General features: G+C 65.4%; 10 protein-coding genes. 5 read left to right on the forward strand and 5 right to left on the reverse strand.

Going from position 1 to position 13,066, the window contains the following annotated elements:
- Window positions 1-40: 40 nt before the first annotated feature.
- A complete protein-coding gene (locus AC27GT_RS12385) occupies window positions 41-1,117 on the forward strand; it encodes a TRAP transporter substrate-binding protein (protein ID WP_015717192.1) in 1,077 nt (358 codons plus the stop codon).
- An 18-nt stretch (window positions 1,118-1,135) separates the two neighbouring features.
- On the opposite strand, the gene fdhF is transcribed toward AC27GT_RS12385, so the two are convergent.
- From fdhF to AC27GT_RS12410, 5 genes are read right to left on the reverse strand one after another with little or no spacing between them, the layout of a single operon-like run.
- Window positions 1,136-3,175 (reverse strand): formate dehydrogenase subunit alpha, encoded by a 2,040-nt coding sequence (gene fdhF, locus AC27GT_RS12390; RefSeq protein ID WP_487224238.1) that lies wholly within the window; start codon window positions 3,173-3,175, stop codon window positions 1,136-1,138.
- A gap of 1 nt (window position 3,176) precedes the next feature.
- On the reverse strand, window positions 3,177-3,779 hold the full coding sequence (locus tag AC27GT_RS12395; protein ID WP_487224239.1) for a 2Fe-2S iron-sulfur cluster-binding protein: 603 nt from the start codon (window positions 3,777-3,779) through the stop codon (window positions 3,177-3,179).
- On the reverse strand, window positions 3,769-5,241 hold the full coding sequence (locus tag AC27GT_RS12400) for an NADH-ubiquinone oxidoreductase-F iron-sulfur binding region domain-containing protein (RefSeq protein WP_487224240.1): 1,473 nt from the start codon (window positions 5,239-5,241) through the stop codon (window positions 3,769-3,771). The genes AC27GT_RS12395 and AC27GT_RS12400 overlap by 11 nt, the downstream gene beginning before the upstream one ends.
- Window positions 5,242-5,276: 35 nt before the next feature.
- The gene (galK, locus tag AC27GT_RS12405; RefSeq protein ID WP_015717188.1) at window positions 5,277-6,320 is read right to left on the reverse strand and encodes a galactokinase; all 1,044 of its coding nucleotides are present in this window, start codon (window positions 6,318-6,320) and stop codon (window positions 5,277-5,279) included.
- A 7-nt stretch (window positions 6,321-6,327) separates the two neighbouring features.
- Window positions 6,328-7,188 carry a metal ABC transporter substrate-binding protein gene (locus AC27GT_RS12410; RefSeq protein WP_487224241.1) on the reverse strand — a complete coding sequence of 287 codons (861 nt, stop codon included), beginning with the start codon at window positions 7,186-7,188 and terminating at the stop codon, window positions 6,328-6,330.
- An 89-nt stretch (window positions 7,189-7,277) separates the two neighbouring features.
- On the opposite strand from AC27GT_RS12410, the gene AC27GT_RS12415 reads away from it, so the two are divergent.
- The 4 genes from AC27GT_RS12415 (at window position 7,278) to gabT (ending at window position 13,066) form a co-directional block, all read left to right on the forward strand.
- A complete protein-coding gene (locus tag AC27GT_RS12415; RefSeq protein ID WP_287930190.1) occupies window positions 7,278-8,609 on the forward strand; it encodes an aminotransferase class III-fold pyridoxal phosphate-dependent enzyme in 1,332 nt (443 codons plus the stop codon).
- A 9-nt stretch (window positions 8,610-8,618) separates the two neighbouring features.
- Window positions 8,619-10,289 (forward strand): ABC-ATPase domain-containing protein, encoded by a 1,671-nt coding sequence (locus AC27GT_RS12420; protein WP_015717185.1) that lies wholly within the window; start codon window positions 8,619-8,621, stop codon window positions 10,287-10,289.
- A 27-nt stretch (window positions 10,290-10,316) separates the two neighbouring features.
- The gene (locus tag AC27GT_RS12425) at window positions 10,317-11,696 is read left to right on the forward strand and encodes a PucR family transcriptional regulator (protein ID WP_487224242.1); all 1,380 of its coding nucleotides are present in this window, start codon (window positions 10,317-10,319) and stop codon (window positions 11,694-11,696) included.
- A gap of 71 nt (window positions 11,697-11,767) precedes the next feature.
- Entirely contained in the window at window positions 11,768-13,066 is a 1,299-nt protein-coding gene (gene gabT / locus AC27GT_RS12430) for a 4-aminobutyrate--2-oxoglutarate transaminase (protein ID WP_126164658.1), read from the forward strand.

The following is a 13,066-nucleotide window of genomic DNA, read 5'->3' on the forward strand; positions in this document are numbered from 1 at the left end:
GGCGGGCTGGTGTATACTCATACGCGAAAAGGAGGAAGGTATGAGGCGGAGGGAGTTTCTCAAAGGGGTAGGGGTGGGTTTAGCGGCAAGCCTTTCCTACAGGGCCTTTGCCCAGGCCGCTCCGCAGGTGCGCTGGCGGCTGGTGTCCAGCTATCCCCGGAGCCTGGATACCCTCTATGGCGGTGCCGAGGATTTGGCCAAGCGGGTGGCGGAACTCACCGGCGACCGCTTCCAGATCCGGGTTTACCAGGCGGGGGAGATCGTGCCCGGGGGCCAGGTGCTGGATGCAGTCCAGCAGGGCACGGTGGAGGCGGGCCACACCTATGGCCCTTTCTATGTGGGAAAGAACCCCACCCTGGCCTTTGACGGGGGCGTGCCCTTTGGCATGACCTACCGGCAGCACAACGCCTGGATGCGGTATGGGGGTGGTTTGGACCTCCTGCGCGCGGTCTATGCCGACTTCGGGGTGATCCAGTTCCCTGGGGGAAACACCGGGGCCCAGATGGGAGGATGGTTCCGCAAGGAGATCAAGAGTGTGGCGGACCTTAAGGGCCTAAGGATGCGCATCCCTGGCCTTGGGGGACTGGTGATGGGGCGGCTTGGGGTGGTGCCCCAGACCCTGGCCGCCGGGGATATCTACCCGGCCCTGGAACGGGGCACCATCGACGCCACCGAGTTCTCCGGCCCCTACGACGACGAGAAGCTGGGCTTTTACAAGGTGGCCCGCTACTACTACTACCCCTCCTTCTGGGAACCCAGCGCCCAGCTTTCCTTCCTGGTTTCCCAAAGGGAGTGGCAGAGGCTTCCCAAGGAGTTCCAGGAGGCCTTCCAGGTGGCGGCGGCGGAGGTCAACCTCACCATGATGGCCAAGTACGATGCCCAGAACCCTCCGGCCCTGAACCGCCTTCTCAAGGCGGGGGTGCGCCTGCGCCGCTGGCCCGGGGAGATCATGAAGAAGGCCCTCGAGGAAGCCCGGGCCCTGTACGAGGAACAGGCGGCCAAGGACGCCACCTACCGCAAGGTGTATTCCGCTTACTGGGCCTTCCGCAACGAGCAGTACCGCTGGTTCTCCGTGGCCGAGCTGGGCTATGAGAGCTTCGCCTTCCCCACCGTTTGAGAAAGCTTAGGGAGGTTCTCAGTCCAGCTTTTCCAGGCGCACCGCCGCCACCTTGTACTCGGGGATGCGGCTGAAGGGATCCAGGGCGTCCAGGGTGAGGCGGTTGGCGGGGGCTTCGGCGAAGTGGAAGGGAGCGTAGACCACTCCTTCGGGGGTGCGGTTCGTGACCCAGGCCCGGGCCCGGATCCTGCCCCGGCGGCTCACCACCTGGATGATCTCCCCATCCCCTATACCCAGTTTCTGGGCGTCCTTGGGGTTCACCTCCACCTTGAGTTCGGGGTAGGCTTCCTTGAGCTGGCTGTTCCTGCTTAGGGTGCCCCCGTGCCAGTGGAAGAGGACCCGGCCGGTGGAGAGGGTAAAGGGGTACTCCTCCGAAGGGGTTTCCGCCGGAGGGGTGAAGTGCACGGGGAAGAAACGGGCCTTCCCCGAGGGGGTGTTGAAGCGTTCTCGGAAAAGCACCGCCTCGCCGGGATGGTCCTCGTGGGGGCAGGGCCAGCGAACGCCCTCGCTTTCCAGGCGGCGGTACGTGATCCCGCCCATCATCTCCGGAATGGCCCGGCGGACCTCCTCCCAGATGGCCTCGGGGCCGGGGTAGAGGGCCCAAGGACGGCCCAAGGCCTGGGCCAGGCGCTTGCCCAGCTCCTGGACGATCCACCAATCGGGCCGGGCCTCCCCTGGGGGGTCCAGCAACTTCCGAATCCTCTGGACCCTGCGGTCGGTGTTGGTGAAGGTTCCGTCCTTTTCCAGGAAACTGGCCGCCGGCAGGACCACGTGGGCAAAGGAGGTGGTTTCGTTTTCCAGGATGTCCTGCACCACAAGGAAGGGGAGGGCCTCCAGCTTGGCCTTAAGGTGGTCCTGGTAAGGCTCGCTGGTCACGGGATCCTCCCCGATGAGATAGATGGCCTCTACCTCGGGGATCCTCTCGAAGACCTCGGTCATGCGCAGGCCCGGCTTGGGGTTCAACTCCACCCCCCAGAGGGCCTCAAAGCGTTTCCTTGCTGCCTGGTCCGACACCTTCAGGTACCCGGGGAAAACATCGGGCAGCGCTCCCATGTCCCCCGCCCCTTGCACGTTGTTCTGGCCTCGCAAGGGGTTCAAGCCCGCTCCCTCTTTACCCACCTTGCCCGTGAGAAGGGCCAGGTTCACCAAGGCCTGGGCGGTGGCGGTCCCTTTGGTGTGCTGGGTGACTCCCATGGCCCAGTAAGCCCCCGCCCTCTTTGTGGTGGCGTAGAGCCGGGCGGCTAGGGCGATTTTCTCCTTTTCCACCCCGGTGATGCGCTCGGCCTCCTCCAGGGTGTAGGGCTCCAAGGAGGCCTGCCACTCGGCGAAGCCCTCGGTGCGCTCCTCCACGTACCCTTGGTCCCAGAGGCCCTCCTCGAGGATATAGCGGGCCATGGCGTTCAGGAGGAAAAGATCGGTACCCGGGCGTACCCGTAGCCACAGGGTGGCCGCCTCGGCCATGCCGGTGTAACGGGGGTCCACCACGATGAGCTTGGCCCCTTGCCGCACCCTCTTCTTGATCATGGCCCCGATCACGGGGTGGGTTTCCGTGGTGTTGGAGCCCACCACCAGGAAGAGATCGGTTTTCCAGATGTCCTCTATGGGATTGGTCATGCTGGCCCCGCCCAGGGAACGGGAGAGGGCCACGGTGGAGGAGGAGTGGCAAAGCCTGGAGCAGTGGTCCACGTGGTTGGTGGAGAGGAGGACGCGGGCCAGTTTCTGCGTGAGGTAGACCTCCTCGTTGGTGGTCTTGGCGGAGGGGAAGACGGCGATGGCCTCGGGGCCTCGCCTTTTCAGCACGGCGAGAAGCTTGCTTGCCGTATAGTCCAGGGCCTCGTCCCAGCTAACCCGGCGGAAGGCCTGGCGGCGGTCTTCCCGCACCATGGGGTAGAGGAGGCGCTTACCCGAGAAGGCGAAGTCCAGGCCGAAGCGGCCTTTCACGCAGAGAGCCCCGTGGTTAGGGGGGATGTCGGGGGCCAGCACCCGGAGGATGCGGCCCCCTTGGATCTCGGGCTCCACCTGGCAACCCACACCGCAGTAAGGGCACGTGGTACGCATCCTACACCTCCATGCTCAAGGGCCTGAGGGCCCCTGTGGGACAAACCTGGATGCAGTTGCCGCAGAAGACGCAGGGGGTTTCGGGAAGGGGCTGGTCCAGGGGGGTGGTGGGGTGGGCCATGAGGCCCCTTCCCTCCAGGGTGAGGGCGTACACCCCCATGATCCCGTCCCCGCAGGCATCCACGCAACGGCGGCAGTTCACGCACTTGGCGTAGTCCCTGAGGAAGAAGGGGTTGTCCCGGATGGGCTCCCGTTCCCTTCGGCTCAGGGATACGCTGCCCCAACGCTGGGGTTGGCCCTGATGGGCCTTCAGGAGCTCTAAAAGGGAGGGAGCCTGGCTCAGGTCTGTGGTCAGGGCCAGCCATTCCAGGAGGGTTCGGCGGAGGATTCGGAGGTCTTCCGTGTCCGTCCTCACCTCCATGCCCTCCTGGGCCTGGGTGGCGCAGGCGGGAAGCAGGCGGCCATCCACCTCCACCAGGCAGAGGCGGCAAAGCCCCCGGGTTTCCGTGTGGGGATGGTAGCACAGGTGGGGAGGATCCGTGATCTCCAGGAGGAGGGTTCCCTCCTGGACCTCCACCTCTTGTCCGTTCACCTTAAGCCGCACCTTCCACCTCCAACAGGCTTTGGTAGGCCCAGTAGGCGGACTGGCCCAGGCCGCACAGGCTTCCCTTGAGGGTTTGTCCCAGGTGGTGAACCAGGTCCCGGTTCCTTTCCTGCCGCCTCACCATCTCCACCTGCACCGCCGTGCCCAAAGGACAGGGGAAGCACTTCCCGCAGGACTCCTCCTGGAAAAACTCGGCCAGGCCCAAAAGGACTTCCCACAGGTCCACCTCCTTTCCGAAGGCCACGATGGCGCCGGCTCCCAAGGGAAGCCTACCCTTGTAGCGCAAAGGGAAGGCGAAATCGCGGGTAAACACCCCTGCGGCTCCGCCCAGGAGCACGGCCTTCAGCCCCTCTGGCTCGCCTTCAGCTTTCCGTAAGGCGTCTTCCAAGGATGTTCCCAGGGGAAGCTCGTAAAGCCCCGGCCTGGCCACGTCCCCGGTGATGGAGAAAAGCTTGGGCTCCTTTTCACGCCAGGTTCCCGGGCCCTCCCTCAGGATCAGGGGCAGGTTGGCCAGGGTTTCCACGTTTTGCACCAGGGTGGGCCTTCCCCACAGGCCTTTTTCCACGGGAAAAGGGGGCTTTAAGCGGGGCTCGGCCCTTTTGCCCTCCATGGACTCCAGAAGGGCGGTTTCCTCGCCGCAGATGTAGAGGCCCCCGCTGGTAAAGACCTGGGTGGGAACGGGAAGGAGGCCAGCTTCCTCAAGTTGGTGGATGGCTTGTTCCAGGCCCAGGATGGCGGCTTCGAACTCATCCCGCACGTAGAGGAAGACCTGGCTTGCCCCAACGGCCAGGGCGGCCAAAAGCGTTCCCTCCAGGACCAGGAGGGGATGGTGCTCCAGGAGGAAGCGGTCCTTGAAGTTGCCCGGTTCCGATTCGTCGGCGTTCACCACCAGATACCTGGGGGGCTCCCCCCGGGCCACGGCCCGCATCTTGATGTGGGCGGGAAAGGCGGCTCCTCCCCGGCCCAGGAGCCCAGCCTCCTCCACAGCCTCGAGGATGGCCTCCGGGGCCAGGAGGTTTTTCAGGGCCCTCCGCAGGAACACCAACCCTCCCAGCGCTTCATACCGGTCAAGTTCCAGGATGGGTTCGGGAGGGAGGAGCCGGTCCCCATGCCCGAGGGCGAAGGGAAGGCGAAACTCCTTAAAGGGGATCAGCCGGCCTTCCCATTCCACATAGCGTTTTTCCCCTTCCACCCGCACGTGGATGGGGGAGAGGGCCTCGAGGCCCAAGGGAGGATGGGTTCCATCGGCTCCCTTTAGGAGGCGGGCGAATCCCCGGGCCCGGGCCACGGGATCGTCCACCAGGAGCCTCCCCTGGGGCAGGCCCCGGTACCGGGGGTAGTAGCGCACCACCCCCCAGGCCTGGGCCAGGGGTATCCCGGCAAGCCGGGCGGCCTCGGCCACCTTCTCCTCGCTTAGGGGAAGGCGGGCATCCAGGAGGGGGAGGAGGCTTGGCTTTTCCATGCCCTTAGCTTACCTGACCGAGGGGGCTAGGCCGGTCAAAGGAGGCGGAGATGGGGAAAACGGGAGAGGAGGTGGTGTTGGAAACCTTCCATGCGGTCTTCGGGCACCAGGGCCACCACCGCTCCGCCGAACCCTGCCCCCGTGAGCTTGGCCCCGTAGGCTCCGGCCCTCAAGGCTTCTTCCACCAGGGCGTCCAGCTCCGGGAGGCTTACCTCATAGTCTTGGGAGAGGGAGCGATGGCTTTGTACCATCAGTTCGCCGAAGGCCCGGGCATCCCCTCTTCGTAGGGCTTCTACCCCCCTTAGCACCCGGAGGTTCTCTCCCACGATGTGCCGCGCCCTTTTGTCCAAGGGGGAGGGAAGGCTCTCCACCAGGCAAAGGTCCCCAATGTCCCTCAGGCTTCGCACCCCAAGCCGCCTGGCTGCCTCCTCCGCTTCCTTGCGCCGTTCGTTGTACCCGGCGCTGGCCAGGTGTCGCTTTAAGCCCAGGTCTAGGACCGCCACCCGGCTTTTTGGAGGAAGGGGTAGGTTCTCGTGTTCCAGGGTCCGGGTGTCCAGGAAGAGGGCCTTGCCCAACTCGCCCAGGCTGGCGGCCATCTGGTCCATGATGCCGCAGCGCACCCCCACGTACTCCACCTCTGCCTTCTGGCCCAGAAGGGCGATTTCCTTGTCGGAAAGGGGCAGGCGGTAGAGGAGGCGCAGGGCCTTTAGCGCCGCCACCTCGAGGGCCGCCGAGCTGGAAAGCCCCGCTCCTATGGGTACCCTGCTCCGCACGTAAAAGCGAGCCCCGGGAACCCCGTACCCCGCCTCCCTCAGGGCCCAGACCACCCCCAGGAGGTAGTCCAGAAAGTCCCCCTGGGCCGGGCTTTCCAAAGGCCGGGCCCTGAGCTCCTTGAGCTCCTCGCTGTAGGCCTCTACCCGGCCCTCCCCTTTGGCGGCCTCCACTTGGGTGAAGTAGGGGAGGGGGGTGGGAAGGACGTAGCCCTCCTGGTAGTCGGTGTGCTCCCCCAAGAGATTCACCCGCCCCGGGGCCTGGGCGCTGGCCTCGGGCAGGGTGCCGAAGATTTCTTTAAACCCCATGCCTCCATTATGGGCATAGGGCTTTGAGGTTATGGTCCAGTAGATCCAGATAGGTGGGCACCCTTCGGTCCAGGGTGTCGGTATAGAGGACGACGATGCGGGCTCCCAGGGCCTCAGCCAGGGCCTTGAGGGCGGTTCCCTGGAACTGGGGTTCGGCCAGGACCAGCTTTACCCCCTCCCGGCGCGCTCGCTCCAGGAGCGTGAGGAAGGTCCGGCTTCCCGCCTCCTGCACCCCCGAGGCGGTGAGGCTACCCACCACCCGCAGGCCGTACCGGCGGGCAAAATAGGCGAAGGCATCGTGCTGGGTGACCACCTTGAGGCCCTTCAGGTTGCAGGCTTGGAAGGCCTTATCGCGCCTTTCCACCTCCGCCTTAAAGCGCTTTAGGTTGGCCTGGTAGATGGCCCTTCCTTTGGGGTCCAGCTGGGAGAGTTCCTGGGCGATGCGCTCGGCATAGCGCAGGGCATAGGTGGGGTCCAGCCACAGGTGGGGGTTGCAGGGGCCGTGGGCGTGCTCGCGTTCTTCTAGGTTTTCCTCTTGGTGCTCCTCCTGGCAGATGAGGCCGGGTTGCCCTTCCGCCAGCTTCACCACCCGGGCGCCTTGGGGGAGGAGGCGTTGCAGCTTGGGCAAGAAGGCCTCGAGGCCCAGGCCATTGGCGAAGAGAAGGCGGCTTCGGGCCAGGTTTTTGGCGGTGCTGGGGGTGGGTTCAAAGGTGTGGGGGTCGGCCCCTGGGGGGACCACGCTTTCTACCTTGACCCGGTTCCCCCCCACCTGGGACACCAGGTCGGCCAGGAGGGGGGTGGTGGCCGCCACCTGCACCTGGGCCCAGGCTTGGGAAAGGAGAAGGAGCAACAGGGCTAGCCGTGGCATGAGGTAATGATAAACCATTATCGGTATAGCCGCAAGCCTCCCTGGGCCGCCCACGGGCTTATGAAGGGGCACGGTATACTCAGGGGGAAATGAGCCTAAAAGCCCTCCACAAGAAGCACGTCCTTACCCCCTGGGTGGCCCAGGCTTCCCTTAACCCCCCCTTGGTGGTGCGGGGTGAGGGGGTCTGGCTGTACGACGAGGAGGGGCGGCGCTACCTGGACCTTTCCAGCGGCCTGGTGGCCTTGAACCTGGGCCATGGCCACCCTAGGCTGGTGCGGGCCATTGCCGAGCAGGCGGCCACCTTGGCCTATGCGGCCCCTAGCCTTTTCCACGATAAGCGGGCCCTTCTCGCCAAGGCCTTGTCCGACCTTTCTCCCTGGCCCGAAGGAGCCAGGGTCTTTTTCACCCCCTCGGGCACCGAGGCCAACGAGGACGCCCTGAAGTTCGTGCGCCACCTCACCGGCCGCTTCAAGGTCCTTGCCGCCTACCGGTCCTTCCACGGGGCCACCCACGCCTCCGCCAGCCTTACCGGGGAAAACCGCCGCTGGCCGTCCGAACCGGGCAATGCCCCCGGGGTGGTCCACTTCTTCGCCCCCTATCCCTACCGGAGCCCCTTTTACACGGAAGACCCCAAGGAGGAAACCGCCCGGGCCCTGGACCACCTGGAGAGGGTTCTCCTCCACGAGGATCCCAAGCGGGTGGCGGCCATCTTCTTAGAGCCTGTGGTGGGCTCCAATGGCGTCATCGTCTACCCGGAAGGGTACCTCGAGGGGGTACGGGCTCTTTGCGACCGGCATGGCATCCTTCTGGTCTTTGACGAGGTGATGACCGGCTTCGGGCGCCTGGGGGCAGCCTTTGCCGCCCTGCGGTTTGGCGTGGTCCCCGACCTCATCACCTTCGCCAAGGGGGTCACCTCCGCCTACGTGCCCTTAGGAGGGGTGCTCGTGCGGGAGACCCTGGCCCGCTACTTTGACGAGAATCCCTTGCCCACAGGGCACACCTACTCTGGTCATCCCTTGGCGGTGGCGGCGGGGCTGGCCTCCCTTGAGGCCTACCGGGAGGAAGGCCTCTTCGAACGGGTTTTGGCCATGGAGGGTTTCTTCCAGGAAAGCCTTAAGGCCCTAAAGGACCGGCATCCCGTGGTGGGGGATGTCCGGGGGCTTGGGGCCTTTTACTCCTTGGAGCTGGTTCGGGACCGGAGCACCAAGGAGCCCCTTTCTCCCTGGCACGCTCCCTTTAGCCCTGCCATGCAGGCGCTGCAAAAGGCCTTGTGGCAGGAGGGGGTTTACCTCCTGGCCAAGCACAACATCCTGGTGGTGGCCCCACCCCTCACCATCAGGGAGGAGGAGTTCTTAGAAGGTGTGGAGCGCCTTTCCCGCGCCCTCAGGCAGGTGGAGGTGGAGGTGGAGGCTTTGGGCTAACCTGGAAGGGTGCGGCGGCTGGAGGAGCTTTTCCCTTTCCTGGCCTCCCTCGAGGGGAGACCTTACCCTTTTTACAAGGATCTAAAGGGAACCTGGAGGGGTGAGGGGTTTGACCTGCGCTTTGTCCACGTGCAGGGGGATCCCTTCGCCACCCCAAGCGTTGTGGAGGTGCGCTACCCCGCCAAGGCCCTGGAGAAACTTCGGGTCTACCGCCACCCTACGGGTAAGGTGGCGGTAGAGGACTTCCTCCTCAGGGCCCTCAAGGCCCGGTTCCGCCACCTGCCCTTTTTCGGAGGGAGCGGGCACTCGGGGAGGGTCTTTGTGGAGGTGGAAAGCCCCAAGGTGTTGCGGCGGGCTGGGGCCCATCTTGGCCAGGAGGCGCTTTACCTGCGCTTCCGGGTGGGGCTTCCCGCCTCGGGCCGAAGGATTTTGGGTAAGGAGGCGGAGAGGCTTTTCCGGGCCCTGGTGGAGCACCTTCGGGGGTTTTTGGGGGAGCTGGATGGGAGGGCCCTGGTGTCCCAGGTCCAGCAGGTGGAGGACTTCGCCTACCTTCAGGAGAGCCTTCCCCAAAGGGGCCTGGTGGCCTTCGTGGGGGATGGGGCCATCCTTCCCCGGGAAAGCGGGGTAAGCCAGAAGCCCTTAAGGGGGGCGGTTCCCTTCCAAAGCCCCCCTTCCTTGCGGGTTTCCTTTCGGGTACCCCACAAGGGCGAGGTCGTTGGGATGGGTCTTCCCCAGGGCCTCATCCTCATCACCGGCGGAGGCTTCCATGGGAAAACCACCCTCCTCGAGGCCTTGGTTCACGGGGTCTATCCCCATATTCCCGGGGATGGGCGGGAGTGGGTGGTGGCCCATGCCCTGGCCCAGAGGGTCCAGTCGGAGGATGGCCGAAGCGTGAAGGGCGTGGACCTAAGGCCCTTCGTGCACGACCTTCCCCTGGGCCAGGACACCTCTTTCTTCTCCACGGAGGATGCCTCGGGGTCCACCAGCCTGGCGGCCGCCATCCTGGAGGCCCTGGAGCTGGGTGCGCGGGTGCTTCTCCTGGACGAGGATACCTCTGCCACCAACCTCCTGGTGCGGGATGCCCGCATGCAGGCCCTGGTGCAGCGGGAAACCCTTACCCCTCTTCTGGACCGGGTTCAGGACTTTAAGGCCAGGGGGGTGAGCCTGATCCTGGTGGTGGGCGGGGTGGGGGACTACCTGGACCTGGCGGACACGGTCTTGCTTCTGGAGGAGTACCGGCCGAGGGAGGCCACCCTGGAGGCCAAGGCCATCGCCCAAGCCCATCCCACAGGGCGGGCTTTTGGCGAGCCCCCGTATCCCCTTGCCGTGGCTTCCCGGGCTCCCTTGCCCGAAAGCTTTGATCCCAGGCGGGGCAGGAAGGCCCGGGTGAAGGGTCGGGGCCTCAGGGAGCTGGTCTACGGGGAGGAGGTGGTGGACCTATCTGCCTTGGACCTCTTTGAAAACGCCCAGGTGCGGGCCTTGGGGGCATGGTTCCAACGGCTTTGGCGGCAGGCGGACGGCAAGACACCCTTGCGGAAGCTGGTGGAGGCAGTGCTGGGCGGGGTAGAGGATCTTTTTTCCCTGGAAGAGGCCCCTGAGGTGGCGGAGGTGCGTCCTCTGGAGCTGGGAGCGGCGGTGAACCGGCTTCGGGGCTTGGAGGTCAGGCGGGTGGAGGAGTAAGCGGTTAAGCTAAAGGGTAAGCGCATCATGGGCCTTGCGCTACAGGAACTCCTCCAACTTCCTGCCCTGTCCCGGGCCCGGGTGCTGGGTGGGGACCTGGCAAGGCAGGTTTCCTGGGTCCATGTGGTGGACCTGCCGGAACCGGCACCCTGGGTGCGCCCGGGCCAGTTGGTCTTGACCACGGGCTACGCCTGGCCCAGGGAGGCAGAGCGCCTCGAGGCCTTCGCCCACACCCTGGCGGAGCGGGAGCCTGCGGGGGTGGCCCTGGCGGTTCCCCAGTTCTTTGAACACTTCCCCCTAGTGGCCCTCGAGGTCCTGGCGGGCAAAGGGGTGGCCGTCCTCGAGCTTCCCTGGGAGATACCCTTTGCCCAGGTTACCGAGGAGGTGTTGCGCAGGCTCCTGGCCCGGCAGCTGGAGGTGCGGGAACGGGTGCATCTCCTCCACCGGGCCCTCATGCAGGCGGTGCTGGGGCGGGAGGAGCTGGAAACCCTTTTGGAACGGCTTTCCCAGCTTTTGGGCCGGCCGGTGCGCTATGCCGATGCCCCCTTGGGTTTTTCCGTGCCCGTGCCCCTGGGACGGGAACGGGGTGGGTACCTGGTCCTGGAGGGAGAGGCGGATGAGGTGGAGCGGCAGGCCCTGGAGAACGCCGCATTGGTGGCCGGGCTCATCGTGGCCCACCAGCGTGCTTTGGCGGAGCAGGAGGCCAGGCTGGGCTACGCCTTCCTGGATGCCCTCCTGGAGGGCCGAAAGGAGGCCTTAACCTGGGAGCGGGCGCGAGCCTTCGGCCTGGACTTGGACGAGCGCTACCGGCTTGGGGTGTTGGTGCTGCCCCTTTCCCTGCCCTTGAGCGAGCGGGATTTCCAGGAAAGGGAGAGGGTTTCGCAAAGGGTACGGGACCTTCTGAAGCGGCAGGGAGCCTCTGCCCTCTTGTCCTTGAGCCTGAACCAGGTGCGCTTTTTGTTGCCGGAGCGCCTGGATCCCCAGGGGTTCCTTAGGGAACTTTCGGGAGCCTGGCCCCTCTACCTCTCTAGGCCCCGGAGACCAGGGGAGCTTAGGGGAGCCCTCGAGGAAGTGGAACGGCTTTTTGCCTTCCAGGAGCCCGGGGTTTACGTGTACGAAGCCCACCTGGTTCCCAGGTTTCTCCTCGGGGATGAGGAGGCCCGTGAGGAACTTAGGGCTTGGCTTGGAGCGCTTCGGCCCGGGGAGTTGGAGGCCCTCCTGGCCTGGGTGCAGGCGGGCTTTTCCCACAAACGGGCGGCCAGGGCCCTGGGCATCCACCTCAATACCCTTCGCTACCGCCTGCGGCGGGTGGAGGAGAAGCTTTCCGTGTCCCTGCAGGACCCTGAGGACCGGTTCCACCTGGAGCTTGCGGCCCGGATCTTGTTATTGCAGAACAAAAAGAGGTAGCGATACTTGTTCGCCAAGGCCGTAGTTTCCCCTGGTTCCAAGGCCTAACCTCTTAACTCAAAGGAGGCAAGGTGGCCTTGGTGGATTCGCGGAACCAGACGCTTTGGCAGTTGCGGGAGCGGTATGTCCCCCGGGGGGTGGCCCAGGCCCATCCCGTCTTCGTGGCTCGAGCCGAGGGAAGTCGCATCTGGGATGTGGACGGCAAAGAGTACCTGGACTTCGCCGGGGGCATCGGGGTGATGAACGTGGGGCATGGGCACCCCCGGGTGCTCCAGGCGGTGCGCGCCCAGCTGGAGCGCTTCACCCACGCCTGCTTCCAGGTGACTCCCTACGAAGCCTATGTGCGCCTGGCTGAGCGCCTGGCCAAGCTGGCCCCAGGGGATTTCAGCAAAAAAACCCTCTTCCTCACCACGGGGGCCGAGGCGGTGGAGAATGCGGTCAAGATCGCCCGGGCTTATACAGGCCGTCCGGCGGTGGTGGCCCTTACCCATTCCTTCCACGGGCGCACCTTGCTGGGCATGTCCCTGACCGGGAAAGCCTCCTACTACAAGCAGAACTTCGGTCCCTTTGCCCCGGAGGTCTACCATGCCCCTGCCCCCTACCCCTACCGGGGTGTGTCCGATGAAATGGCCCTGGAGGGTCTTAGGGAACTCTTCCGCACGGCGGTGGACCCCGAGCGGGTGGCGGCCTTGGTCGTTGAGCCCGTGCTGGGGGAGGGGGGCTTTATCCCTCTTTCGGAAACCTACCTGCGGGAGATCCGGGAGATCACCGCCTCCCAGGGAATCCTCCTCATTGCCGATGAGATCCAGTCCGGTTTTGGACGCACGGGGAGAATGTGGGCCGTGGAGCATAGCGGCGTGGTCCCCGACCTCATCACCTTTGCCAAAAGCGTGGCCGCAGGGCTTCCCCTTTCCGGGGTGGTGGGGAGGGCCGAGGTGATGGATGCTCCCAAGCCCGGCGGCCTGGGGGGAACCTATGCGGGCAATCCCCTGGCCTGTGCCGCTGGGCTGGCGGTCCTGGACATCTTTGAGGAGGAGGGATTGCTGGAAAGAGCAAGGGCCCTGGGCAGGGTGCTCTGGCAGGCGTTGGGACGCTTGAAGGACCGTTTCCCTCAGGTGGGGGAGGTCCGCGGCCTCGGTCCCATGGTGGCCTTGGAGCTGGTGCGGGACCCCAAGACCCGGGAGCCTGCCCCCGATCTGGCCCAGGCAACCCTCGAGGAGGCAAGGCGGAGGGGGCTTATCCTCCTCAAGGCGGGGATGTACGGCAACGTGATCCGGGTGCTGGTGCCCCTGGTGGCCACTGAGGCTGAGGTACACGAGGGGCTGGCTCGCTTGTCTGCGGCTTTGGAGGTTGCGCTAAAGGAGGGATGA

Source organism: Thermus sp. KWY1 (genome assembly GCF_057547025.1).

What these genes read in the sequence shown, in the direction of transcription:
- AC27GT_RS12385 (WP_015717192.1), top strand. Translation starts at nt 41, where the DNA reads ATGAGGCGGAGGGAGTTTCTCAAAGGGGTAGGGGTGGGTTTAGCGGCA.
- fdhF (WP_487224238.1), bottom strand. Translation starts at nt 3,175, where the DNA reads ATGCGTACCACGTGCCCTTACTGCGGTGTGGGTTGCCAGGTGGAGCCC.
- AC27GT_RS12400 (WP_487224240.1), bottom strand. Translation starts at nt 5,241, where the DNA reads ATGGAAAAGCCAAGCCTCCTCCCCCTCCTGGATGCCCGCCTTCCCCTA.
- galK (WP_015717188.1), bottom strand. Translation starts at nt 6,320, where the DNA reads ATGGGGTTTAAAGAAATCTTCGGCACCCTGCCCGAGGCCAGCGCCCAG.
- AC27GT_RS12410 (WP_487224241.1), bottom strand. Translation starts at nt 7,188, where the DNA reads ATGCCACGGCTAGCCCTGTTGCTCCTTCTCCTTTCCCAAGCCTGGGCC.
- AC27GT_RS12415 (WP_287930190.1), top strand. Translation starts at nt 7,278, where the DNA reads ATGAGCCTAAAAGCCCTCCACAAGAAGCACGTCCTTACCCCCTGGGTG.
- AC27GT_RS12425 (WP_487224242.1), top strand. Translation starts at nt 10,317, where the DNA reads ATGGGCCTTGCGCTACAGGAACTCCTCCAACTTCCTGCCCTGTCCCGG.